At 67.0% G+C, this 21,458-nt stretch carries 25 protein-coding genes and 1 pseudogene; 15 read left to right on the top strand and 11 right to left on the bottom strand.

Annotation, left to right across the window (positions count from 1 at the left end):
- Positions 1–5: 5 nt before the first annotated feature.
- A complete protein-coding gene (locus tag CQY20_RS08780; protein ID WP_163700717.1) occupies positions 6–674 on the bottom strand; it encodes an isochorismatase family protein in 669 nt (222 codons plus the stop codon).
- 342 nt (positions 675–1,016) lie between these two features.
- Here CQY20_RS08780 and CQY20_RS08775 point away from each other — a divergent pair, with 342 nt between their 5' ends.
- Both CQY20_RS08775 and CQY20_RS08770 read left to right on the top strand, forming a co-directional pair.
- Positions 1,017–2,255 carry an MFS transporter gene (locus CQY20_RS08775; RefSeq protein ID WP_163700715.1) on the top strand — a complete coding sequence of 413 codons (1,239 nt, stop codon included), beginning with the start codon at positions 1,017–1,019 and terminating at the stop codon, positions 2,253–2,255.
- Between the two features lie 22 nt (positions 2,256–2,277).
- Positions 2,278–2,937 (top strand): pyridoxamine 5'-phosphate oxidase family protein, encoded by a 660-nt coding sequence (locus CQY20_RS08770; protein WP_097939688.1) that lies wholly within the window; start codon positions 2,278–2,280, stop codon positions 2,935–2,937.
- Here the strand turns inward: CQY20_RS08770 and CQY20_RS08765 are convergent.
- Positions 2,926–3,753, bottom strand: coding sequence for a nitrilase-related carbon-nitrogen hydrolase (locus CQY20_RS08765; RefSeq protein ID WP_097939687.1), 828 nt, complete (start codon positions 3,751–3,753; stop codon positions 2,926–2,928). The genes CQY20_RS08770 and CQY20_RS08765 overlap by 12 nt on opposite strands.
- A 60-nt stretch (positions 3,754–3,813) precedes the next feature.
- Between CQY20_RS08765 and CQY20_RS08760 the strand changes: the two genes are divergently transcribed.
- Positions 3,814–4,278 (top strand): Rrf2 family transcriptional regulator, encoded by a 465-nt coding sequence (locus tag CQY20_RS08760; RefSeq protein WP_097939686.1) that lies wholly within the window; start codon positions 3,814–3,816, stop codon positions 4,276–4,278.
- Here the strand turns inward: CQY20_RS08760 and CQY20_RS08755 are convergent.
- On the bottom strand, positions 4,275–4,904 hold the full coding sequence (locus CQY20_RS08755) for a TetR/AcrR family transcriptional regulator (RefSeq protein WP_097939685.1): 630 nt from the start codon (positions 4,902–4,904) through the stop codon (positions 4,275–4,277). The two genes, CQY20_RS08760 and CQY20_RS08755, sit on opposite strands and share 4 nt — an antisense overlap.
- A gap of 60 nt (positions 4,905–4,964) precedes the next feature.
- Here CQY20_RS08755 and CQY20_RS08750 point away from each other — a divergent pair, with 60 nt between their 5' ends.
- The 3 genes and pseudogenes from CQY20_RS08750 to CQY20_RS35410 all read left to right on the top strand — a co-directional run bounded on the left by CQY20_RS08750 (position 4,965) and on the right by CQY20_RS35410 (position 6,511).
- Positions 4,965–5,867 (top strand): alpha/beta hydrolase, encoded by a 903-nt coding sequence (locus CQY20_RS08750; RefSeq protein ID WP_234816159.1) that lies wholly within the window; start codon positions 4,965–4,967, stop codon positions 5,865–5,867.
- Positions 5,854–6,072 (top strand): annotated as a pseudogene (locus CQY20_RS35415) (maleylpyruvate isomerase N-terminal domain-containing protein); the annotation flags it as partial. The gene CQY20_RS08750 and the pseudogene CQY20_RS35415, both read left to right, overlap by 14 nt.
- A gap of 187 nt (positions 6,073–6,259) precedes the next feature.
- Positions 6,260–6,511 (top strand): hypothetical protein, encoded by a 252-nt coding sequence (locus tag CQY20_RS35410; protein WP_234816165.1) that lies wholly within the window; start codon positions 6,260–6,262, stop codon positions 6,509–6,511.
- Here CQY20_RS35410 and CQY20_RS08740 read toward each other — a convergent pair.
- Entirely contained in the window at positions 6,483–6,872 is a 390-nt protein-coding gene (locus CQY20_RS08740) for a VOC family protein (RefSeq protein ID WP_097939684.1), read from the bottom strand. The genes CQY20_RS35410 and CQY20_RS08740 overlap by 29 nt on opposite strands.
- 55 nt (positions 6,873–6,927) lie before the next feature.
- Here CQY20_RS08740 and CQY20_RS08735 point away from each other — a divergent pair, with 55 nt between their 5' ends.
- Positions 6,928–7,458, top strand: a complete 531-nt coding sequence (locus CQY20_RS08735; RefSeq protein ID WP_097939683.1) for a GNAT family N-acetyltransferase — start codon at positions 6,928–6,930, stop codon at positions 7,456–7,458.
- Here the strand turns inward: CQY20_RS08735 and CQY20_RS08730 are convergent.
- The gene (locus tag CQY20_RS08730; protein ID WP_207767255.1) at positions 7,451–8,218 is read right to left on the bottom strand and encodes a class I SAM-dependent methyltransferase; all 768 of its coding nucleotides are present in this window, start codon (positions 8,216–8,218) and stop codon (positions 7,451–7,453) included. The genes CQY20_RS08735 and CQY20_RS08730 overlap by 8 nt on opposite strands.
- A 60-nt stretch (positions 8,219–8,278) precedes the next feature.
- Between CQY20_RS08730 and CQY20_RS08725 the strand changes: the two genes are divergently transcribed.
- A complete protein-coding gene (locus CQY20_RS08725; protein WP_097939682.1) occupies positions 8,279–9,301 on the top strand; it encodes a nitronate monooxygenase in 1,023 nt (340 codons plus the stop codon).
- Between the two features lie 161 nt (positions 9,302–9,462).
- Positions 9,463–9,762, top strand: a complete 300-nt coding sequence (locus CQY20_RS08720) for a hypothetical protein (RefSeq protein ID WP_097939745.1) — start codon at positions 9,463–9,465, stop codon at positions 9,760–9,762.
- Positions 9,763–9,832: 70 nt separating this feature from the next.
- Here the strand turns inward: CQY20_RS08720 and CQY20_RS08715 are convergent, their stop codons facing one another.
- The 5 genes from CQY20_RS08715 to CQY20_RS08695 form a co-directional block, all read right to left on the bottom strand.
- Positions 9,833–11,362 carry a sensor histidine kinase gene (locus CQY20_RS08715; RefSeq protein WP_097939744.1) on the bottom strand — a complete coding sequence of 510 codons (1,530 nt, stop codon included), beginning with the start codon at positions 11,360–11,362 and terminating at the stop codon, positions 9,833–9,835.
- A 2-nt stretch (positions 11,363–11,364) separates the two neighbouring features.
- The gene (locus tag CQY20_RS08710) at positions 11,365–12,132 is read right to left on the bottom strand and encodes a response regulator transcription factor (RefSeq protein ID WP_097939743.1); all 768 of its coding nucleotides are present in this window, start codon (positions 12,130–12,132) and stop codon (positions 11,365–11,367) included.
- A 105-nt stretch (positions 12,133–12,237) separates the two neighbouring features.
- Positions 12,238–13,140 (bottom strand): DUF4097 family beta strand repeat-containing protein, encoded by a 903-nt coding sequence (locus tag CQY20_RS08705; RefSeq protein WP_097939681.1) that lies wholly within the window; start codon positions 13,138–13,140, stop codon positions 12,238–12,240.
- A gap of 21 nt (positions 13,141–13,161) precedes the next feature.
- The gene (locus CQY20_RS08700) at positions 13,162–13,806 is read right to left on the bottom strand and encodes a response regulator transcription factor (RefSeq protein ID WP_097939680.1); all 645 of its coding nucleotides are present in this window, start codon (positions 13,804–13,806) and stop codon (positions 13,162–13,164) included.
- On the bottom strand, positions 13,794–15,116 hold the full coding sequence (locus tag CQY20_RS08695; RefSeq protein WP_163700708.1) for a sensor histidine kinase: 1,323 nt from the start codon (positions 15,114–15,116) through the stop codon (positions 13,794–13,796). The genes CQY20_RS08700 and CQY20_RS08695 overlap by 13 nt, the downstream gene beginning before the upstream one ends.
- A gap of 145 nt (positions 15,117–15,261) precedes the next feature.
- Here CQY20_RS08695 and CQY20_RS08690 point away from each other — a divergent pair, with 145 nt between their 5' ends.
- The 5 genes from CQY20_RS08690 to CQY20_RS34775 all read left to right on the top strand — a co-directional run bounded on the left by CQY20_RS08690 (position 15,262) and on the right by CQY20_RS34775 (position 19,459).
- Positions 15,262–16,431: a serine hydrolase domain-containing protein gene (locus CQY20_RS08690; protein WP_097939679.1), complete on the top strand. Its 1,170-nt coding sequence runs from the start codon at positions 15,262–15,264 to the stop codon at positions 16,429–16,431.
- Between the two features lie 67 nt (positions 16,432–16,498).
- On the top strand, positions 16,499–17,380 hold the full coding sequence (locus CQY20_RS08685) for an LLM class flavin-dependent oxidoreductase (RefSeq protein WP_097939678.1): 882 nt from the start codon (positions 16,499–16,501) through the stop codon (positions 17,378–17,380).
- Between the two features lie 25 nt (positions 17,381–17,405).
- A complete protein-coding gene (locus CQY20_RS08680; RefSeq protein ID WP_097939677.1) occupies positions 17,406–18,080 on the top strand; it encodes a DUF899 domain-containing protein in 675 nt (224 codons plus the stop codon).
- A gap of 118 nt (positions 18,081–18,198) precedes the next feature.
- On the top strand, positions 18,199–19,224 hold the full coding sequence (locus CQY20_RS08675) for a PE-PPE domain-containing protein (protein ID WP_097939676.1): 1,026 nt from the start codon (positions 18,199–18,201) through the stop codon (positions 19,222–19,224).
- On the top strand, positions 19,208–19,459 hold the full coding sequence (locus CQY20_RS34775) for a hypothetical protein (RefSeq protein ID WP_097939675.1): 252 nt from the start codon (positions 19,208–19,210) through the stop codon (positions 19,457–19,459). Before CQY20_RS08675 ends, CQY20_RS34775 begins: the two co-directional genes overlap by 17 nt.
- Here the strand turns inward: CQY20_RS34775 and CQY20_RS34770 are convergent.
- Positions 19,429–19,734 carry a hypothetical protein gene (locus CQY20_RS34770; RefSeq protein ID WP_163700178.1) on the bottom strand — a complete coding sequence of 102 codons (306 nt, stop codon included), beginning with the start codon at positions 19,732–19,734 and terminating at the stop codon, positions 19,429–19,431. The two genes, CQY20_RS34775 and CQY20_RS34770, sit on opposite strands and share 31 nt — an antisense overlap.
- A 69-nt stretch (positions 19,735–19,803) precedes the next feature.
- On the opposite strand from CQY20_RS34770, the gene CQY20_RS08660 reads away from it, so the two are divergent.
- Positions 19,804–21,270 (top strand): peptide MFS transporter, encoded by a 1,467-nt coding sequence (locus tag CQY20_RS08660; protein WP_097939673.1) that lies wholly within the window; start codon positions 19,804–19,806, stop codon positions 21,268–21,270.
- Positions 21,271–21,458 lie beyond the last annotated feature (188 nt).

Here is a 21,458-nt window from a genome sequence, read left to right as displayed (position 1 = left end):
GAGGGTCAGGATGGCGACTGAGCGTGCTGCGGAGCCGTGTCGGCCTGCGATCGCAGCGTGTCGTTCGAGTAGCCGGTGATCCAGTCGATGACCTCGGACAGCGGCAAAACGTCGCCGTATTTCTGGTCGATGTCGAAGAGGTTGATCGCGCGGCAGGCCTCATGCCTGTCGTAGACGCACTCTTCGACCACAATCATGTGCAGTCGGTAGGCGCAGCCGTCGGTGACCGTGGCCCGGATGCAGCCGCTGACGCTTTCGCCGCAGACGATCAGCGTGTCGATGCCTTCGGCGATGAGATGGGAAAGCAGGGGAGTGCCGAAGAAGCCGCTCGGCGCCGTCTTCTTCAACACCACCTCGCCGGGCAGCGGCGCGGCCTGGTCGATGAAGTCGAACCGGCGCCGGTGCCGGTCCAGTTGCTCCGGTGACTGGCCGTTCAGGCCGTGCCGTCCGCCGAGTTTCGCCGCCCACGCCGGGATGCCCGACTCTTCTTCGGCCAACCCCGTCAGGTGGATGACCGGGATGGCCGCGGCACGCGCGATGGTGAGCAGTTCGGCGATCCGGTCGGCGGCCTCCCAGCCGGCCAAGCCCGTACTCGCGGGCCAGGTGCGGATCGACTCGAGAAGCGGTTCGGGCTTGTCGCCCAAGGCCTTTCGATAGTTGTCGACGCTGAGCACCGCTGGCTTCTTGCCGAAGCCCCGGCGCCGCGTCGGCGCGGAGGCCGCAAGGTGAGCCTTGTCCTGCTCCGTCAGAAACGCATCCCAGACCCGCGTGTTGATGGTCGTCCTCCGTTCTCCAGGAGAGATCCGCCAAGGGTGTAGATGTGTAATCCCAGAACCAATATTCTGGATATTGGATACAAACAGTAAGTTAGGCGTCGGCGGCGGTCAAGCGTTTCTGCAGGATTGGCCCCGTTCCGGTCGCGGCAGGAGGCGACTCGGCGCGACCTGCATCGCTGAGCGACACTTTTCACGCCGAAATCGCGAAAATGAAGGAGCGACGCCTCGTGACTGACAGTCGTGGCTGACAAACCCCGAGGCGGGCTTCTGCGGTCGCTGCGCCACTCACCGAACCTGCGGATCTTCCTTGCGGGCCACTGCGTCAGCGTGATCGGGACCTGGGTCCAGCGGGTCGCGCAGGACTGGTTGATCCTTCAGATCACCCACAACGGCGCGGCGTTGGGCATATCGGTCGCGGCCCAGTTCGTGCCGATGCTCGTGCTCGGCCCGTACGGCGGCCTGCTCGTCGACCGCCTCGACCGGCGCCGCACCATCATGGCCACCCAGGCGGTCAGCGGCGTGCTGGCCGTGGTACTGGCGATCATCACCCTTCTCGATGTCGTGACGTTGTGGTCGGTGTTGCTGTTGGCGCTCGGCCTGGGTCTGGTCACCGTGCTCGATGTGCCTGCGCGGCAAGCATTCATCGCATCGATGGTCGAACCCGCCGACTACGCCAACGCTCAAGCGCTGGCGTCGAGCGTCAACAACGCGGGCCGACTGGTCGGCCCCGCCGTCGCAGGAGTGTTGATCGCCACGGCGGGTGTCGGGGTGGCGTTCCTCATCAACGCCGCCTCGTTCGTCGCCGTCCTGATCAGCCTTGCGGTGCTCAACGCCGAGCAACTCCGACCGTCGCCGCGGGTGCCCCGCAAGAAGGGGCAGGTGTGGGAGGGCGCGCGCTATCTGTGGCGCTCACCGCAGCTGCGGGCGACCATGTTCCTCGTCGCCGTGGTGGCGATATTCGGCCAGAACTTCCGCGTCGTGTTGCCGATGGCCGCCACCGAGCTCTACCACGGCAACGCGGCCACCTACGGCTGGCTGACCTCCGCTATCGGGCTCGGTGCGCTGGTAGGAGCGTTCGTCAGCGCTAGCGTGCACATCCCGACGGCCTGGTCGGTGCTGTTGACGACGTTGGCGTTCGGCGGAGTCAACGTCGTCGCGGCGTTCAGCCCGACGCTGGCGATGGCGCTCGGCGTGATGTTCGGCGTCGGCGTCACCAACATCATCTTCAACACGCTGGCGCGGTCGGTGTTGCTGCTCAACAGCGAGCCCGAAATGCACGGCCGCATGATGGCCCTACACGGGCAGGTCTTCCTCGGCTCGACACCGCTTGGTGGCCCGTTGGTCGGCTGGCTCTGCGAAATATGGGGTGCGCGGGCCGGATTCCTCATCGCCGGCGGCACCGCACTGTTGGCGGCGGCCCTGCTGGCACGCACCGCCCGCAGGAGCCGCCACGGTGTTCCGGACCATCAGGACCCCTGACCCGCGATACGCTCGCGGCGAGATGACGACGCCATCGACCCGGGTCAGCCGGCTCAACGAGAAACAGAGCACATCGCGTGCGGCGCTCGACGCACTGCTGGACAGCACACCGCTGGCCACCGTGGCGCTGATTCGCGACGGGCATCCGGTGATCTTTCCGACCGGATTCGCCAGGCTCGGCGACGAACTCGTCATCCACGGCTCGACGGGGTCACCGTGGATGCGTGCGCTCGAAACCGGCGCGCAGGCCGCCGTCGCAGTCACAACGCTGGACGGAATCGTGGTCGCGCGCAGCGGGTTTGAGTCGTCGTTCCACTACCACAGCGCGGTCGTGTTCGGCGTCTTCGAACGGGTGCCGGAGGCCGACAAGGTGACATACCTGGAACGGTTGACCGACGTGTTCATCCCCGGCCGCACCGCCGAACTGCGCCCCAGCACCCGCAAGGAACTCGCCGCGACGCTTCCGCTGCGCATGCCGATCGGGGCCGACAACTGGTCGTTGAAGATCAGCGACGGTTGGCCCGACGACCCTGACGAGGACATCGCGGGCGACGCGTGGGCCGGCGTGGTGCCGATGACGGTGGCATACGGCGACCCGCTGCCGGCCCCCGACCTGCGTCCTGGCATCCCGGTGCCGGGATCGGTGCGGGCGTTGACCGACGGTCGGAGATCAGTCCAGTAGCGCGGTCCGCCGGTACAGGTCGACGCGGCGGTCGGCGTGCACGTCGTTGTGGGCGTTGATGCGCTTGACCCGCGACTCGGCAAGGTCGACGTCGGCGGCGATCACATCCGCCTTGCCGAATTCGGCCATCGCCATCGGGTAGCCGTCGGCGTCGATGATCACGCTTCCGCCGACCCAGTCCTGATCACGCTCGACGCCGACGCGGTCGCACACGGCCATCGGCATGCGGTTCATCCCGGCGCCGGCCAGCGCGCGCACCATCTCTGCGGGTCGCTCGCCTTCCGGCCGGGGCAGCAGCGGCCAGTTCACCGGGGCGCACAACAGGTCGGCACCCGAAAGTGCCGCGGCGCGAACCCATTCCGGGAACTCGATGTCATAACAGATCATGACGCCGATGCGGCCGTGCGCGGTGTCGAGCACCAGCGGCAGGTCGTCGCCGCGGTCGAAGACGGCGTTCTCGCTGTCCCACAGGTGCGCCTTTCGGTACACGCCGCGCAGACCCGTCGGGTCGACGACGGCCGCGCTGTTGTAGATCGCGTCACCGGCCGCCTCGGGAAAGCCGGCGACGATCGTCAGACCGAACGCCTCGGCGAGATTCGCCCACTCGGCGATGGCGGGTCCGTCGCGGGTCTCGGCCAGCGTCGCCAACTCCGCGCGGTCGGCGAATACGTACCCCGACGAGGCCAGCTCGGGCAGCACGACGAGCTGCGCACCGTCGCGCGCGGCCTGCTCGACGGCGATGCGGGCGGCGGTGCGATTTCCGGCCGTATCGCCGATCGACAACGGGATCTGGGCGCAAGCGACGCGAATGCTCATCAGTCGATGGTGAACCACGCCTGCCTGGTTTGCACACGTGGCAATGGCAGAATTCGCAGCATGCGGATGTCGGCCAAGGCGGAGTACGCCGTCAGGGCCATGGTCCAGCTGGCCGCCGACGAGGGCGCGGTCGTCAAGACCGACGACCTGGCCAAGGCGCAGGGCATTCCGCCGCAGTTTCTCGTCGACATCCTCTCTGACCTGCGCACCGACCGGTTGGTGCGCAGCCGAAGGGGCCGCGAGGGCGGCTACGAACTCGCCCGACCGGCCGCCGAAATCAGCATCGCCGACGTGCTGCGCTGCATCGACGGCCCGCTGGCGAGCGTCCGCGATATCGCCCTCAGCGACCTGCCCTATTCCGGCCCGACCGCCGCGCTGACCGACGTCTGGCGGGCGCTGCGCGCGAGCATGCGGTCGGTGCTCGAGGAAACCAGCCTCGCCGACGTGGCGTCCGGGTCTCTACCGCGGCACGTCGCCGACATGGCAGGCGCCTACCGCACGCAGGAGCAGAAGCGCGGTCACTAGCGACGACGGCGGTGCTGTTGGGGCCGTCGGGCGCGGGCGGCGATGCCGTCGAGAAGCATCCGCAGGCCGCGGTCGAAATCCACTTCCACCGATGTTTTCGCCGCGACTTTCGAAAGGGCTGTCACGTTGGGGTACTGGCCGTCGGCCACCGACCCGATGCGGGCAGCGACGAGCGGGCCCGCCAGATCCGCCTGCGCGGCACCGGTCACGAAACCCAGCAGCGCATGAAATGCGGCCAGCCGGTGCGCATCGTCGAGGCCGGCCCGGTCCAGCGCCGCGATCAGCGCGTCGGCGGCGGCGAAACCCGTCGCGGAAACCATCCGCCGGGTCAACACCAGCGGAATCGCCGCCGGGTGGGCGCGAATCGCCTGCCACATCGCGGTGGCGATGGCATGCGCGTCGTGCTGCCAGTCGTCGGTGAGGTCGGGTAGGCGCATCCCCGCGACGACCGCGGACACGACGAGTTCCTCCAGACCTTCCTTGCCGTCGACGTAGTTGTAGAGCGTCATCGGCCCGGTGCCCAGCGCCGCGGCCAACGACCGCATGCTCAACGCCGCGACGCCTGACTCGTCGACGAGTCGCAAGGCCGCTGCGGCGATTTCGTCGGTGCTGAACCGTGCGCGCATTCCGCCCCCTTGACAAGTACGACGTACGTAATGAAGTCTAGTCATACGTACACCGTACTTATGAAGGGTCCCGATGACGACGACAACTCCGACCCAAAGAGTCGACTTCGCTTCCGACGGCGTCCGCTGCGCCGCGTGCTCACGCTTCCCCCAGGGGCGGGTCCGCATCCGGCCGTCGTGCTGGTGCACGGCTTCGGTGCGACGCGCGACATGATGCTCCCGCAGTACGAGCAGCACTTCGCCGCCGCAGGCGTAGCGACGCTGGCCTTCGACTATCGCAGCACCGGAGCGTCGGCTGGCGAACCGCGCCAACGGATCTCGATGCGTAGACAACGTGTCGACGTCGCGGCGGCGATGGACTTTCTCTCAACGAGACCCGAAATCGATTCCCGGCGCATCGGGTTGTGGGGGACGAGCCTCGGCGGCATGCATGTGCTTCGGGTGGCCGCGGCCCGAAACGATGTCGCCGTCGCGGTCGTGCAATGCCCCATCGTGGATGGCATTGCGGCAGCCCGCAGTCTGGGTGTGCGTGCGGCCCTGCGGCTCATGCCTTATGCCGCCGAGGATCTCGTGCGTGCGACGTTGCGCCGAGGGCGGCGGTATGTGCCGATCGTCGGGCCGCCGGGCAGCACAGCCGCCGTGGCTGAAGCCGGTTGGCGCTCCACCCTCCCGGCGGACGGCTGTTTCGACAACCGGGTGGCAGCAGGCGACGTGATCGGGTTGGTGTGGACGTCGGCCTCGCGGCGCGCACGAGACATCACTGCGCCGCTACTGGTGTGCGTGTGCGACCGCGAAAACCTCATCGACCCCGCATGCGTCGCGCGAGTGGCAAGGCTGGCGCCGCGAGGCGAGGTCCGCCACTACGACTCGGACCACTTCGAGATCTACCATCCGCCGCTGGTCGCGCGGGTGCTCGCGGACCAAACCGCCTTCCTGCGGGAGCATCTCGATGTCCGTCCGTGAACTGCGAAGGGCGAACGACGCCAGGTTGTTGACGGTCGTGAGCGCGTTGAGCGCCGACGACTGGTCGCGGCCCAGCCTGTGCGATCGCTGGAGCAATCACGAAGTGCTCGCCCACCTCGTCGTCGGACTCAGCGCATCCCTGCGGGACATGCTTGGCGCGATGGTGTGCCACCGCGGAAGCTTCGACGAGGCGAACGCCGAGATGGCCCGGCGACTGGCGGCGCAGCGACCACCGGCTGATCTGCTCGACGACTTCGCTCGATTGAGCCGTTCACCGCGGGGATTGGGCCGCTGTTTTCCGCCGCGGCTGTTGCTCGGCGACCACGTCACCCACGAGCTGGACATCGGTTCTCGCGCTGGGCCGGGCGCCGACGATCAAGCCGGAAGCGTTGGTGGCGGTGCTCGATACCCAGGTGCATGTGCCCAATCCGTTCGTGCCTGCGTTCGCCAACTCCCGCGGCCTGCGGCTGCGCAGCACCGACGCGGACTGGCGCCACGGTGCGCGCGGCCCGGTGGTCGAAGGCCCCGCCGCCGATCTGGTGTCGGTGCTCGGCAACCGGCCGAAGGCACTGCCACGGCTACGCGGCGACGGCGTCGCCGTACTCGAGGCCAGGCTCAGGTGCCCGACCCGTACGGGCGGGTGATGATCTCCAGGTAGTGACCCGCGGGGTCCTGGAAGTACACGCCGCGTCCGCCGTCGTTGCGGTTGATTTCGCCGGGCCGGTTGCCGCGCGGGTCGGCCCAGTGCTGCATGCCCCGTTCGCGGATCTTGCCGTAGATCGCGTCGAACTCCTCTTCGGAGACCAGAAACGCGTAGTGCTGTGGGTGGATCTGCGCGTTGCCCGGCACTTCGGCATAGTCCAGGCTGACGCCGTTGGCGACGGTCACGGTGAGGAAATGCCCGAACGGCACCGGATCAGGCAAACCGAACAACTCGGTGAGGAAGTTCGCCGATGCCTTCTTGTCCTTCGCGGCGACGATCGTGTGGTTGAAGTTGATGCTCATACATTGCCAGTCAACCACTTTGGCCGCACCGGTGACAGGGGTGCACTATGAGTGCATGGGCGATGTCAAGGTGCTCACCGGGGACCGAGTGATACTGCGCGCACCACGGCTCGACGACGCCGACGAACTGTTCGCCTCCGTCGCGTCGGACCCCGAGGTCACGCGCTACATGTCGTGGACGCCACATCCCGACGTCGACGAGACCCGCCGGGTGATCACCGAGATTTTCAACGTGGGCGAGGAGCGGACGTGGCTGATTCAGCTGCGCGACAGCGGCGAGATCATCGGCACGTGCGGCTTTCGGCCGCAGCAGCCCCATAGCCGCGACTTCGGCTACTGCCTTGGCCGGCGGTGGTGGGGCAAGCGGCTTATGCCCGAGGCCGTCGACTTGCTCCTCGCCGAGATGCAGAGCGACCCTGCCGTGTATCGGATCTCGGCGATCTGCCACGTCGACAACATCCGATCCGCGCGCGTCCTGGAGCGGGCCGGGCTGTCGTTCGAGGGCAGGCTGGTCCGTCACACAGTCCTTCCGAACATCAGCCCCGAGCCGCAGGACGTTCTGTTGTTCGCGAAGGCGGTCAAGTGACCACGCCGCGCACCGCCCACGCCCGCGCGGTCAACGTGAATCCCGACCCGGTTGCCGACAGTCGCTCCCGCAGTCGTGCCTCGAGCCGGCGTCGGGCATCCTCGGACAGGCCGCACACGTAGGCGCCTGCCGGTCCCTGTCCGGCGAGGAACGGCTGCCAGTAGTCGGCGAACGACGCAAACGCCGACGTCACCGTCAGGCCCGCGGCCTGCACGTCGTGCAGAGAAAGGCTGCGCCACAGCTGAGGCAACTCGCCGCGGGCACACAGCGGCATCTGCCCTTCGTCGCGGGCAGCGGCGCCGGGATCGAGTGCGACGGCCGCATCCCAGAAGGCGCGCAGCATCTGCATGCCCTCGCGGTAATCCCAAACTGCCGCGGCTACAACACCATTAGGGCGGGTCACGCGGATCATCTCCGCTGAAGCCGCAGCGGCGTCCGGCACGAAATTCAGCACCAGCATCGACACCGCCCGGTCGAAGTCGTCGTCAGGCATCGGAAGCGCGGCGGCGTCACCGACACAGAAGCGCACCCGCGTGCCGTCCGCACGCCGCGCGGCGGCTACAAACGCGCGCGACCGATCGATGCCCACCGCGTTTACGCCGGGTATCGCGGCCGCCGCGAAGCTCACCGCCCCGGTGCCACATCCGACATCCAGCACACGCTCACCGTCGCGGACTCCGGCGAAATCCACGAACAGCGGTGCCAGGAGACGGCTCCACCGCCCCATGAACCGTTCGTAGCCATTGCTTTCGGAGAACATGCCGAGCTCAGGCTATCCAGGTTGGCGTGGTACGAATGAGCATTCGACCGATGGGAGGCGATGATGCCCGACCGATTCGATTTGACGGCGCTTTCCGTACCCGTGATCGTTGCGCCGATGGCGGGCGGTCCCTCGACACCGGAACTGGCCGCCGCAGGCACCAATGCGGGCGGGCTTGGCTTCATCGCGGCCGGCTATCTGCGCGCCGACGCTCTGGCCGAGCGGATCACCGCCGCACGCCAACTGACCACCGGCCCGCTCGGCGTCAACCTGTTCGCGCCACAGCCGAGTGCGGCCACCCCCGAAGCCATCGAAAAGTACGCTGCCGCACTGGCTTCCGAGGCGCAGCGCTACGGCGCCGAACCGGGCAAGCCCGTCTACAACGACGACGATTGGGCGGCCAAGCTCGACGTCCTGCTCGATTTGCGACCTGAGGTGGCGTCGTTCACGTTCGGCCTGCCGAGCCCCGAGGAGTGCACGCGGCTGAAAGCATCGGGCATCACCACGGTCGGCACTGTGACGTCGATATATGAGGCCGATGCCGCGGTCGACTGCGGCGTCGACGCCATCGCGGTGCAGGGACCGTCGGCGGGCGGGCACCGGGGCACTTTCGACCCGGTGGCCGACCCCAACCCGCTGCCCCTGCCCGAACTGCTCACCGCCGCTGTCGAGCGGGTCGATGTGCCCGTCATCGCGGCGGGTGGGCTGGTCAGCGCCGAGGACGTGCGCCACGTGCTCGCCCATGGCGCCGTTGCCGCCCAGCTCGGGACGGCGTTCCTGCTGGCCGACGAGGCGGGCAGCAGCCCCGTGCACCGCACGGCTCTGCAGGATCCGCAATTTACCGAAACCGTTGTCACCAAGGCTTTTTCCGGTCGCTATGCGCGTGGGCTGCGCAACCGCTTCGTCGACGACCACGAAGCGCAGGCGCCGTTCGGATATCCCGAGGTTCATTACCTGACCGGGCCGCTGCGGGCCGCGGCGGTGCGCGCGGGCGACCCGCACGGCACCAACATCTGGGCGGGCACGGGCTTCAAATCGATCAGGCCGGGATCGGTGGCCGACATCATGACGAACCTCGTTTAAACCAAGGGCAGCCCACCCGTTAGATATTTGCTGTATTGCCAATATGGGCTTCTTTGCGTTTCCTATGAGTTGTTGGGAAGTCACGCAGGATCGAAATAGCGTTGATGGTGTCGGATCACCGAGGACGCCACAGGCTTCCAACCCATCAGGAGATGTGCTCGATGAAAAACTACCTCATCGCCGGTCTGCTCGGCACGGGAATGACAACTGCCACACTGCTGGTCGCGGGTGCCGCCAGCGCGGCCCCGACCGGGCCAAGCCAGGTCGAGGAAACCGTGAGAACCCTTCAGGCAAGCGGATATAACGTCGTCGTGAACCGCACCGGCGCGGCGCCGTTGTCATCATGCACTGTGCAGGCGGTGCGCCCAGGGCAAACACATAAGACGTTCGACTCGCGTGGCAGCAGCACGCCGTCGGAAACGATCGTGGCCGAAACGGTTTACGTCGACTTGGCGTGCTGACCCAGCAATCGCGGGCCGGGGCGCGCACCGATCACGGTGTCGCGCCCCCGTTTGCTGCTGTTCAATTCTCCTATTTGCTGGTAGCGAACTCGGTGCGCGCGCCGGCCTTGCAGGCCGTCGTGTCATCGGCGGTTGCCAACGGAAGCGAAACGGTGAACGTCGTGGCACCAGGGGATGATTCGACACCGATCGATCCGCTGTGGGCCTCCACGATCGACGCGGCGATGGCCAGTCCCAGCCCCGAGTGGCCGGCTTCGCGGGAGCGCGCCTTGTCGGCCCGCACGAAGCGTTCGAAAAGGTGCGGCAGCAGCTGGTTGTCGATGCCGGGCCCGTTGTCGGCCACCGTCAGCCGGACAACCGAGGCGGCTTCGTCCACCGAAACCGTTGTGGTGACCACGGTTTCGGCGGGCGTGTGTGCGCCGGCATTGGCCAGCAGGTTGACGACGGCCTGGTGCAGTTTGGCGCGGTCACCGCGAACCCAGACCGGCTCGTTGGGAACCTCGGTGATCCATTGGTGCGTCGGCGCGGACACCGCGGCGTCGTTCATGGCGTTGACAACCAACTCCGCGAGGTCGACATCGACGGTTTCGAGGTCGTGCCGCTCGTCGAGGCGCGCCAGAAACAACAGATCCGAAACCAGCGTGTTCATCCGTACCGCTTCGGCTTCGATGCGCGCGAGGGAGTACTCGGTGGTCTCCGGCAGCACGGCGCTGTCCTGGCGGGTCAACTCGGCATAGCCCTGAATCGCCGCCAAGGGCGTGCGAAGTTCGTGGCTGGCGTCGGTGATGAATTGGCGCATCCGGCGATCCGACGCGGCGACTTCGGTCAGCGCCCGTTCGACGTGAGCCAACAGCCGGTTGAGCGTGTCGCCGACCAGGCCCACCTCCGTGCGCGGATCGGTGTCGCCGGCGGGCACCCGCGGCGTGATCGCGTACTGGTCGCGGTTCAGCGGCAGCGTCGCCACCTCGGCCGCGGTCGCCGCGACGCGGCCGAGGGGACGCAGCGCCGCCCGCACGATCAGGCGCGTGCCCACCGCGGTGACCACGAGTGCCAGGACGGTGAGCACGGTGACGACGATGGTTTCGCGGGTGGCCGCCTCGCTGGCCGGCCGCAACGACATCGCCGTCAGCAATACCTCACCGGGCCCGCCGGGACGGGTGGTCATCATGTACTTGCCCAGATCGTCCAGCCACAGCGTCTCGGTCTCGCCCAAGGTGCTTGTCTCGTGGACGAGTTCATCGACCACATCCGGCGGGGGCGGCCCCGCCTCTCCGTCGCCGAAGATGGCGGAGTCGACGACCTTGCCGTCGCGGATCAGCACGACGACGTTGCCTGGCGCCTGCCCGACGAGGTGACTCAGCGGTTTCATCGCCGTCGGTCCAGGCATTTCGCCGGAGGGAAGCGGTGTACTCCGGTACTTGGTGACGCTTTGGCTGTATCCGTCGGCGGCTGCGGCCAATTGCGTGTCGACGATGCTGGTCACCGACGCCCGCAGGGTCAGCACCGACATTGTGCCCACCACGATCAGCACCGCCATCACCACGGCGCAGACGCCCACGACGAGTTGTTTGCGAAGCGGCCAGCGACGCACCGCGAGCATGTTCATTCGGCGGGCCGCAACAGGTATCCGACGCCGCGCACGGTGTGGATCATCGGCGGGCGGCCGTTGTCGATCTTCTTACGCAGATACGACACATAGAGGTCGACGATGCTGGACCTGCCGCCGAAGTCGTAGTTCCAGACCCGCTCGAGGATTTCCTGTCTGCTGATGGCCCGCCTGGCGTGCCGCATCAAGTAGCGCAGCAGTTCGAATTCGGTGGAGGTCAACGAGATCGGCTCGCCGCCGCGGCTGACGGACCGACTCGCGCTGACGAGTTCGAGGTCGCCGACGGTCAGCGTTTCGTCGTTGGCGGGCGTGAGGTAGGCCGACCGGCGCAGCAGCCCGCGCAGCCGAGCGACGAGTTCCTCGAGGCTGAACGGCTTGGTCATGTAGTCGTCGCCGCCCGCTGTCAGGCCGACCACCCGGTCGTGCACCGAATCACGCGCGGTCAAGAACAGGATCGGCGTATAGGTGTCGTTGTCGCGAAGTTGCTCGAGCACACCGAGGCCGTCCATGTCGGGCAGCATGATGTCGAGCACGACCACATCGGGCAGCTTCTCCCGATACAGCCGCACCGCTTCGGCCGCGTCGTGTGCGACGTCGATGTCCCAGCCCTCGTACTGCAGGGCCATGCGGATCAGATTGGTCAAGGCCCGTTCGTCGTCGACGAGCAGCACGCGAATCGGTGAGCCGTCCGCGCGCTGCATCCGGGGCAACTTGCCCAGCACCGGCGTGCGTCGGCTGGTTCTGCCGACCTGCAATGTCGTCATTCTCACATTGTTCACGGCAAATCCCGAATACACATCTGGCTCATAGAAGCCTCATATATTCCGTGGTCGACGCGCCTGCCGGTGCCATATCGGCTGCCGCGCCCGCTAACGCATTTCGTCGATGAGGACATCGCCGTTGGCCGAGCGCGCCGTGATCTCGGCGGCGGCGCTGGCGGGGTCGCTCGTCCGCGGCACACGCACCCACGTTCCGTCCCTGTCGCCGGTGGTGGCGTTGACGAGATACGGCCCCCGCGGCGGCAGCCCGATACGGATGTCGCCGTCGTCGGTCGAGGCGGTCACCGTCTTGGGCGCGGCACCCTTGAAGTCGACCTCGATGTCGCCGTTGGCCGTCGTCGCACTGAACGATTCGACGATGGTGGCGGGGTTGCGGGTGACGATGTCGCCGTCGACGCTGTGCAACTCCATGCGGCGTGCCGACCCGCTGAGCAGGATCGAGCCGTTCGTGATGCGCGCGACCAGTTCGTCGACGTCGGCCTGGGCCATCAGCACGCCGTTCTCCTGCTGGGTCGTCAGTGTGAGCCGACGCGCCACCTCGGGCGGCAGCACCACGTGGATCTCGCCGGCCCGACCCCATTGCAGGAACGACGACGGCTCGGCATTGATCGAGATGCGGGTGCCTGCCGCGCCCTCAGACACGTTCAGGGGCTGGTCGCTGGCGCGGGTCGAATTGACCATGCGCATGTCGGCGCGCGGTTCCGTGACCGCGCGGTCGGTGCTGACGCGGATCGCCATCGGCAGCTTGCCGGTGTCGACCACCAGGGACCGCAACTCGGCCGGCAGCGGCTTGCTGTCGGTGATGACCCGGAACGTGGACAGCCCGAACGCCACCGCGCCGAGCGTGACCACGGCGCCGAGCAGGACCGCGACCGCCGCGACCACGAGCAGGACGCGGAACACGTTGCGTCCACCAGGACTCAACGGCGGCGGCGATGTCGGCGGCGTGACGGGCGGCGCGGGCGGCGGGGGAGGAGGAGCGATGGTCGTCACGGTGAAAAGCCTTCCAATCGTTCAGGATTCGAGGTAACGCAGGACCGCCAGCACGCGGCGGTTCTCGCTTTCGTCGGGGGCAAGGTCGAATTTGGTGAAGATCGAGGCGATGTGTTTCTCGGCCGATCCGGTCGAGATGTGCAGCGTCGCAGCGATTGCGGAGTTGGTCTTGCCTTCCGCCATCAGTTGCAGCACCTCGTGTTCGCGGGGCGTGAGCTGGTCGAGCACCGCCCGCCGATGCGAGCGCACCAGGATCTGTGACACCACCTCGGGATCGAGCACCGTGCCCCCGCTGCCGACCATCTCGACCGCGTCGAGGAAGGCGGGCACATCGGCCACCCGGTCCTTGAGCAGATAGCCGAATCCCTTGGTGTCCGAGGAGATCAAATCGGTTGCGTAGCGCTCCTCGACGTAGTGGGACAACACCAGCACCGGTGATTCGGGATTCTGCTTGCGCAGCAGGGCCGCCGCGCGGATGCCCTCGTCGGTGAACGTCGGCGGCATCCGCACGTCGACGATCGCCAGGTCGGGCCTGGTGTCGTTGACCAGCCGCAGCAGGTTGGTGGCGTCGGGCACGCCGGCGACCACCTCATGGCCGGCATCGGTGAGGATCCGCTCGATTCCCGCGCGCAGCAGCGCGGAGTCCTCGGCGATCACGATGCGCATGGCAACACCGCCGTGACGATGGTGGGGCCGGTGGGCGGGCTGGAGAGGGTGAACGTGCCGCGAGCGGCGCGCACCCGCTCCTCCAGCCCGCGCAGGCCGGTGGCCTCGTTGCTGTTGGTGATGACCGCTCCGCCGCGGCCGTTGTCGTACACCGACACGTGCAGCTGGTTGGCCTGCTCGTCGAGCCGGACGGTCACCACGGCCTGCGTGGCCTGCGCGTGTTTGGCGACATTGGTCAGCGCCTCGGCGACGACGAAGTAGGCGACCGACTCCGTTTCCTCCGGAAGTCGCCGCGGCAGATGGATGTCGAGTGTCGCGGGGACGCCCAGGTTTGCGGCCCGCTGTACCACCGACGACAACGCCGCATCGAGGCCGCGGTCGACGAGGATGGTGGGCGCGATGCCGCGCACCACGTTGCGCAGTTCGACGAGTGCATTCTTGGCGTCCTCGTGTGCCTCGGCGATCAGCTTCTTGGCCGCTGGCAGGTCATTGTCGAGCTTGGTCTGCGCCAGCCCGATGGTCATGGCCAGCGACACCAGTCGCGGCTGCACGCTGTCGTGCAGGTCGCGCTCGATACGGTGCCGCTCGGTCTGCGCCGAGGAGACAGCCCCGCGGCGGGCGTCGGAAAGCGCGTTGACCTGGTATTTCAACACCGCTGTCGGGGACGGCGACAGCAGCCAGCGGTCGATCGCCGCGTCGAGAACGGGCCCGAAGACCAGCAGCGCGGCGGCGGCAGGCAGCGCGACCGCGGCGAGCAGGAAGGCGATCGGCGGGGGCAGGAATGATATGCCCGCGTCGTCGTCGCTTTGACGGATCGCGATGGCGGCAGCCGGGCCGATGAACGCGAACGCCATCAGCGCGAACGCGAGGCCCATCACCGCGGCGTCGTAAACGCCGCGCAGCAGATGGTGGGCCGCGCCCTTCCAGAACCGCGCACTGCTGATATCCAGCCACAGCTGGTGCAGCCAGCCCTGAAATCCCGTGTAGGGGGAGATGTTGCGCAGCGGCACAGGGATTCCCATGCCGAACACCGCCTCGCTGCGGATCCGCTCGACCCACTCGACGCCGCGCATCAGGTAGACGAACACCACGACCGCCACCGCGAAACCGATGACGGACGGAATCGACGTGATGCCGACGACGAGGATGGTCACCGGAATCCAGAGCCACACCAGCGCAACGACCGCGCCGGTGATCAGCGACGCGGTCGGGACTACGCCGATGCGTCGGGCGGGCGCCGGTGCCGCGTCGACGGAGTGAGGCCTGTCGACGGCGGTGGGTGGTGCAGGGTTCGACTCAATCGCGACCATGTCTTCAACCTAGAGAGATCGATGCCGGGGCAACACGGCGTTTTCCGGAGACCTGGGCGGGGGAAAACCCCCGCAATCCGCGATTTCGGCGCGCTCAACGGCGCTACGCGCCCGTTAGCGCGCCGAAACCGCTAGGTTTCCACGCATGCGAGCAGCCCGGATCGCGATTGCCGCCATCGCGGCCGTCGCCATGAGCATCCCCTTCGGCCTCTCACCCGCGCGGGCCGAGCCCGCCGCGGATCTCGCGTCGCGGCTCGACTCCGCGATCACCGCACGAATCGCCCAGATGGGCATTCCCGGTGCCATCGTGAGCCTGTCGATCCCCGGCGAGATCACCTACGACAAGGCCTTCGGCGTCGCCGACACCGCAACCGGCGCCCCGATGACCTACGACGACTTCACCCGGATCGGCAGCGTCACCAAGACCTTCACCGGAACCGCCATCCTCCAGCTCGTCGATGCGGGCAAGATCCGGCTGAGCGATCCGATCTCGCAATACGTCGACGGCGTTCCGAACGGCGACACCATCACGCTCGATCTGCTCGGCCGGATGCGCAGCGGCCTACCCGACTACACCGAAACCGACGCGTTTCTCGCGCGCGCCTACGGCGAACTGCCCACCAGCCCCGACGCATTCAGCACCACGCCGCGGGAGCTGATCGACGCCGCGTTCGAGCAGCCGATCGAGTTCCCGCCGGGAACGCAGTACAAGTACAGCAACACGAACACCGTTCTGCTCGGCATGGTGGTGGAGAAGGTGAGCGGCCTGGCGCTGGGAGATTACTTCGCCCAGAACATCTTCGGGCCGCTGGGGTTGTCCGCCACCAGCTATCCGCCGAACGGCAACATGCCCGCTCCGTTCGCGCACGGCTACAACAAGGCACCCGACGGGCAGATCGTCGACACCACCTTCTGGAATCCGTCGTGGGCCGACGCCGCGGGCAAGATCGTCTCGAACGCGGCGGATATGAAGACATGGGCCGCCGCGTTGGGCAAGGGGACGCTGTTGCGACCGGAGACGCAGGTGCAACGCGTCAGCGGCGGCACCGAGGCCGCACCGGACGTCGACTACGACTTCGCGATCTTCAACACGCACGGCTGGCTCGGGCACAACGGTGACATCCCAGGCTACGCGACCGTCGTGGTGTACCTGCCGCAGCGTGACGCGACCTTGGTGGTGATGGCCAACTCCGATGTGCCCGAACCGCATTCGGCAGGCCAGATCGCGTACGACGTGACGTCCATCGCGACTCCCGACCATCTCTACGAGGTCGGGCCTGCTCCTCCGGGGCTGATCGAGGGGCCCGGGGCTTGACCGCGTCGGCGCTGCGCGTCGGATTCCCCGTCCGCGCCGTGCCAGAATCGCCGTCGTGCGGGTAGGGATGACGATGCCGGTGATGGAGCCGGACCTGGACGCTTCGACGCTGAAGACGTGGGCCAGAACCATCGACGACGGACCCTTCTCGTCGTTGTGCTGGGGTGAGCGCATCGCCTTCGACAACCCCGAGGCCGTCGCGCTGCTCGGCGCACTGGCGGTGTGGACGGAACGGGTGCGGTTGGTGACAACGGTCATGGTGCCGCAGTTGCACGATCCCGTACTGCTGGCGAAATCGCTGGCGACCGGCGACCTGCTCAGTGGTGGGCGGCTCACCGTCGGTGTCGGTATCGGCGGGCGTCGCGAGGACTATGAGGCCGTCGGCGCCGACCCCGCCACGCAGACCATGCGCGGCATGGCCGAACGGGTTGCGGTGATGAAGCGGGTGTGGGCCGGCGAGAAGGTGACCGACTCCGTCGTTCCCGTCGGGCCCGCGCCGCTGCAGATGGGCGGCCCGCGGCTGCTGGTCGGCACCATCGGGCCGAAGACGCTGCGAAGCGCCGCCGCGTGGGCCGATGGTCTGGCCGGCACCACGCTCGATCTCGACACCGACAAGCAGAACGAGGTCTACGACGTCGCGCGGGCGGCGTGGGCGCAGGCCGGTAAGCCGAAACCGTTTCTCGCGACGTCGTTTTGGTTCGCGCTCGGTGACGCCGATGCGGCGCGGGAGCAGGTGCACCGGCACCTGCGTCGCTACATGAACTGGATACCGGCAGAGTTCGTCGACGCCATGGCGCCCACCACGGGCTGGGCGGGCACCGAGGACGAACTCGTCGGAGTGCTGAAACGATTCGAGGACATCGGCACCGACGAGGTCCATCTCATACCGACGAGCGCGGACGTCGAGCAGGTGCGCCGGGTAGCCGACGTTGTCGAGGATTTCGCCTAGCCGCGGCCGATGGCAAGTTTTTGACATGCCTGACGCGACGCCGTTGCCGCCGATTGTTTCGCGCGCTGAATGGGAGAAGGCGCGGGCGGAGCTGCTGGTCAAGGAAAAGGAGTTGACGCGGTTCAAGGATTCCGTCAGCGCCGCGCGCCGGCGCATGCCCATGGTGGAGATCACCGAACCGTACGTGTTCGGTTCCGAGGGCGGGCCGGTGACACTGCTCGATCTGTTCGGCGGCCGCAGACAACTCATCGTCCAGCACTTCATGTTCGGGCCCGACTGGGACGAGGGCTGCGACGGCTGCTCGATGATGGCCGATCACATCGGCCCGCTGTCACACCTGTACGCGAAAGGCACTTCGTTCGTTCTGATTTCGCGCGCTCCACTCGACAAGTTGCTCGCCTTTCGTGCTCGCATGGAGTGGCGACTGCCGTGGGTGTCATCGGCGTCGACGACGTTCAACGAGGATTTCAGCGCGACGGTCAACAGCGAAGAGCGGCAAGCGATCAGCATTTTCCTGCGCGATGGGACGCGGGTCTTCCACACATGGTCGACCGGTGCGCGCGGCGAGGAGCCCTTCATGTTGGTGTTCGACCTGCTCGACCTCACGCCGTACGGTCGCCAGGAGACCTGGGAGGACTCGCCGCCGGGCTGGCCGCAGCAGCCACCCTATGAGTGGATGCGGCTGCACGACTCCTACTGATTTGCACAAGTTCTTTTCAAGATCAAGCAATTGCTAGAAATCACCGCTAGTGTCAATTATGCTTAGCCACTCGGTTTGCCGATGATGATGCGCAGGTGTGCTGAGCAGGAGATATTCAATGATCAAAGCGGTGTGTGCCGTCGCGGGCAGTGCCGCATTGGTTTGCGCGCCGGCCGCCTGGGCCGACGTCCTCTATCTCGGCGGCACCGGTCAGCGGGGCGCCCCGACCCAGGCGCAGATGGCGTGGCTGATCAACGACGGTCTCGTCCCGCCCGACCTGCAGCCCGACGATCTGGTCGGCATCGACTATCCCGCCGATCTGTGGCCGTTCGTCGGCACGATGAGCCTGGGCCGGTCCGTGCGCGCGGGCGCCGAGACCCTCGACGGCGCCATCGCGACGGCCGAAGGGCCGGTGACGGTGGTGGGCGCCAGTCAGGGCGCAGTGGTGATCAACTACGCGAAGCGGCGCATGGCGGCGGCGCCGTCACCGCGCGACGACATCGCGTTCGTCACGCTCGGTGACCCCACGAATGCCGACGGCGGTCTGTTGGCGAAACTGCCGCCGGTACGCATCCCCGTTCTCGATACGGTCACGCCGCCGCCCGTCGATACGCCCTATCCCACAACGGAAATCGTGCGCGAATTCGACGGGTTCGCCGACTGGCCGGACAAGCCGTTCAACGCGCTGGCCAACTTGAACGCGCTCGCGGGAATCGTCTTCGTGCACCCCAACTACGGCGGTCTCGACCTCGACGACCCCGACAACGTGATCACCCAGAACGGCAACACCACGCACATTCTCGTCAAGACCGACAATCTTCCACTGACCGATCCGCTGCGTATTGTCGGGGTGCGCGACGAGGTCGTCGACAAGATCGACAAGCCACTGCGCAAGGTCATCAACCGCGCCTACGACGGGCCACGACCGGCTGACAGCGCAAACTCACAGCAGCTCAACAACTCCCGAGTCACTGCGCGTGAGTCTGCAGCCAAGAATATCCGCGCCCGCGTCGGCGAGATTCGCTCGGCCGTCCGCCACCTCACTGACAAGCGCGTCAAGCACAAGTCGAAACTTCCGCCGAACCAGCAGTCGACGGAGGCATCAGCCCACACAGAAACGGCTGACGATGACCAATCCCCATGATCCCGAGTCATCGACCGAAACAACCCCGGACGACGCGATCCCCGTCGACCCGGTCAAGCCGTCGGACTGGGTCAAGCCTGTCGAGTTGATCGAATTGCTGCACCGCCGCGCGGCAAAGCGGAGAAAGCCGGCGGCGCCGACGGCCTCGCCGTTCTACGACGCCGAGTTCGTCGCCAACCACCCCACGCGCAGGCGTAAGTCCGGTCAGTCCTCGTCGTCGTCCTCGTCCTCGTAATCCGCCTCGTAGACGTCGTCCTCGTACTCGTCGTCGTAATCCTCGTCCTCATCGTCTTCTTCGTCGTCTTCGTCGACGTACGGGGAGTTGAGGCCGGGCAGATGCTCGGGATCCGCGGTGACCTGCTCCCACATGGCGGGCGGATGGTACTCCGACCACTTCTCCTCGTCGCCGAAGTGGATGGCGAGCACACCGCCGTCGAGGAACTCGAAGCCGTCGTCGTCGCCGTAGTCCTGAAACTGGCCCTGTCCGCTGAAACGCACCTTGAACGCCATGAGTGCCAGTTTTTCATGCGGTGAAGACAGGGGTTTCGGCGCGGTGGCCCGCGTGGAATTGTGATCCACATGACAACTGGGGGACAGACAGACGAGAAGCCGGCCGAACGCACGATCTTCGGCCATCCGATTGGCTTGGTAAACCTTTTCGGCGTCGAGTTGTGGGAGCGGTTCTCGTTCTACGGGATGCTCACCATCCTCGCCTACTACCTTTATTACTCGGTCACCGACGGGGGCCTCGGACTGCCTCAGGCGACGGCGACCGGCATCGTCGGCGCCTACGGCGGACTCGTCTACCTGTCGACCGTGCTGGGTGGTTGGGTCGCCGACCGCCTGCTCGGCATGGAACGCACCGTGTTCTACGGCGGCGTGGTGGTCATGTGCGGCCACATCGCGCTGGCCATCGTGCCGGGATTGGCCGGCGTCGCGATCGGCCTGGTACTTGTGGCGCTGGGCTCAGGGGCGTTGAAGGCCAACGCATCTTCGCTGCTGGGCACCCTGTACGCGAAGGGCGATCCACGCTGCGACGGCGGCTTCACGCTGTTCTATCTCGGCATCAATCTCGGCGCGTTCGTCGGCCCGCTGATCACCGGCCTGCTGCAGACCCGGATCGGCTTTCACTGGGGCTTCGGCGCCGCCGCAGTCGGGATGGCGCTCGGCCTCGCGCAATATGTCGCTTTTCGCCGGAATCTCGGCGACCACGGCCGCCACGTGCCAAACCCGCTGCCGCGCAGCGCCTTCAAGTGGTGGTCACTGATCGGCGTCGCGATCGTGGTCGTGGTGATCGCCGCGTTTGCCACCGGCCTGATCAAGCTGGCAAACCTGTCGCAGATCACCACCGGCGTCATCATCGTCGCTTCGCTGGCGTACTTCGTGGTGATGCTCACCAGCCCGAAAGTGGCGGCCGTCGAGCGCGTTCGGGTGCGCGCCTTCATCCCGCTGTTCATCGCCAACGCGGTGTTCTGGTCGCTGTTTCAGCAGATCTTCACCGTCTTGGCGGTGTACTCCGACGAGCGGATGAACTGGTCGATCTTCGGCTGGACCGCGCCGTCGAACTGGATCGGCTCGATCGAACCGGTGTGGATCATCCTGCTCTCGCCGGTGTTCGCGGCGATGTGGACACGGCTGGGCACCCGTGCGCCGACGACGCCGCGCAAGTTCGCCTACGGGGTGGCCGGTATGGGCGTCGCGTTCCTGCTCTTCCTGCCGATGGCGGGAACCGAAGGCAGGGCGGTGCCCGCGCTGTATGTCGCCTTCGTGTTGGGCGTGTTCGCGGTGTCGGAACTGATGCTGTCGCCGATCGGGCTCTCGGTGACGACGAAGCTGGCGCCGGAGGCGTTCAGGGCGCAGATGATGGCGCTCTACTTCTTCTCCGTCGGCCTCGGCACATCGATGTCCGGCGTGCTCGCCAAGTACTACGACCCGGCACAGGAATTCGCCTACTTCGGCATCATCGGCGCGGTGGCGATCGTCGCCGGTGTTGCGGTGTTCGCCCTCGCGCCGTGGATCAGCCGCGAAATGGAGGGCGTGCACTAGCGCACACCCACGAAGCGCGCGCGTCTACTCCGGGCGCACCACGAACGTGCCACCGGTGAGGCGGTCGTGGAAGCCTTGCCGCGTCGAGCTTTCGCAGACGGTTCGGCGCATTGCGAAGCAAAGCCGCACCGAGGGTTCGGGTTGTCGAGCCCATCAGGACCACATACCCGAAGCTTCAGCGCGAACAT

Origin of the sequence: Mycolicibacterium agri (assembly GCF_002553505.1) — a bacterium.
GTDB classification, from domain to species: Bacteria; Actinomycetota; Actinomycetes; order Mycobacteriales; family Mycobacteriaceae; genus Mycobacterium; species Mycobacterium agri.
Note: the sequence above shows the minus strand (reverse complement) of the source record. Positions and strands in the feature narration are given on the sequence as shown.

Excerpts from the sequence above, each read along its gene's own strand:
- CQY20_RS08770 (WP_097939688.1), top strand. The coding sequence starts at position 2,278 with ATGACGACGCCATCGACCCGGGTCAGCCGGCTCAACGAGAAACAGAGC.
- CQY20_RS08765 (WP_097939687.1), bottom strand. The coding sequence starts at position 3,753 with ATGAGCATTCGCGTCGCTTGCGCCCAGATCCCGTTGTCGATCGGCGAT.
- CQY20_RS08760 (WP_097939686.1), top strand. The coding sequence starts at position 3,814 with ATGCGGATGTCGGCCAAGGCGGAGTACGCCGTCAGGGCCATGGTCCAG.
- CQY20_RS08755 (WP_097939685.1), bottom strand. The coding sequence starts at position 4,904 with ATGCGCGCACGGTTCAGCACCGACGAAATCGCCGCAGCGGCCTTGCGA.
- CQY20_RS08750 (WP_234816159.1), top strand. The coding sequence starts at position 4,965 with ATGAAGGGTCCCGATGACGACGACAACTCCGACCCAAAGAGTCGACTT.
- CQY20_RS08740 (WP_097939684.1), bottom strand. The coding sequence starts at position 6,872 with ATGAGCATCAACTTCAACCACACGATCGTCGCCGCGAAGGACAAGAAG.
- CQY20_RS08735 (WP_097939683.1), top strand. The coding sequence starts at position 6,928 with ATGGGCGATGTCAAGGTGCTCACCGGGGACCGAGTGATACTGCGCGCA.
- CQY20_RS08730 (WP_207767255.1), bottom strand. The coding sequence starts at position 8,218 with ATGTTCTCCGAAAGCAATGGCTACGAACGGTTCATGGGGCGGTGGAGC.
- CQY20_RS08725 (WP_097939682.1), top strand. The coding sequence starts at position 8,279 with ATGATGCCCGACCGATTCGATTTGACGGCGCTTTCCGTACCCGTGATC.
- CQY20_RS08720 (WP_097939745.1), top strand. The coding sequence starts at position 9,463 with ATGAAAAACTACCTCATCGCCGGTCTGCTCGGCACGGGAATGACAACT.
- CQY20_RS08715 (WP_097939744.1), bottom strand. The coding sequence starts at position 11,362 with ATGCTCGCGGTGCGTCGCTGGCCGCTTCGCAAACAACTCGTCGTGGGC.
- CQY20_RS08710 (WP_097939743.1), bottom strand. The coding sequence starts at position 12,132 with ATGACGACATTGCAGGTCGGCAGAACCAGCCGACGCACGCCGGTGCTG.
- CQY20_RS08700 (WP_097939680.1), bottom strand. The coding sequence starts at position 13,806 with ATGCGCATCGTGATCGCCGAGGACTCCGCGCTGCTGCGCGCGGGAATC.
- CQY20_RS08695 (WP_163700708.1), bottom strand. The coding sequence starts at position 15,116 with ATGGTCGCGATTGAGTCGAACCCTGCACCACCCACCGCCGTCGACAGG.
- CQY20_RS08690 (WP_097939679.1), top strand. The coding sequence starts at position 15,262 with ATGCGAGCAGCCCGGATCGCGATTGCCGCCATCGCGGCCGTCGCCATG.
- CQY20_RS08685 (WP_097939678.1), top strand. The coding sequence starts at position 16,499 with ATGACGATGCCGGTGATGGAGCCGGACCTGGACGCTTCGACGCTGAAG.
- CQY20_RS08680 (WP_097939677.1), top strand. The coding sequence starts at position 17,406 with ATGCCTGACGCGACGCCGTTGCCGCCGATTGTTTCGCGCGCTGAATGG.
- CQY20_RS08675 (WP_097939676.1), top strand. The coding sequence starts at position 18,199 with ATGATCAAAGCGGTGTGTGCCGTCGCGGGCAGTGCCGCATTGGTTTGC.
- CQY20_RS34775 (WP_097939675.1), top strand. The coding sequence starts at position 19,208 with ATGACCAATCCCCATGATCCCGAGTCATCGACCGAAACAACCCCGGAC.
- CQY20_RS34770 (WP_163700178.1), bottom strand. The coding sequence starts at position 19,734 with ATGGCGTTCAAGGTGCGTTTCAGCGGACAGGGCCAGTTTCAGGACTAC.
- CQY20_RS08660 (WP_097939673.1), top strand. The coding sequence starts at position 19,804 with ATGACAACTGGGGGACAGACAGACGAGAAGCCGGCCGAACGCACGATC.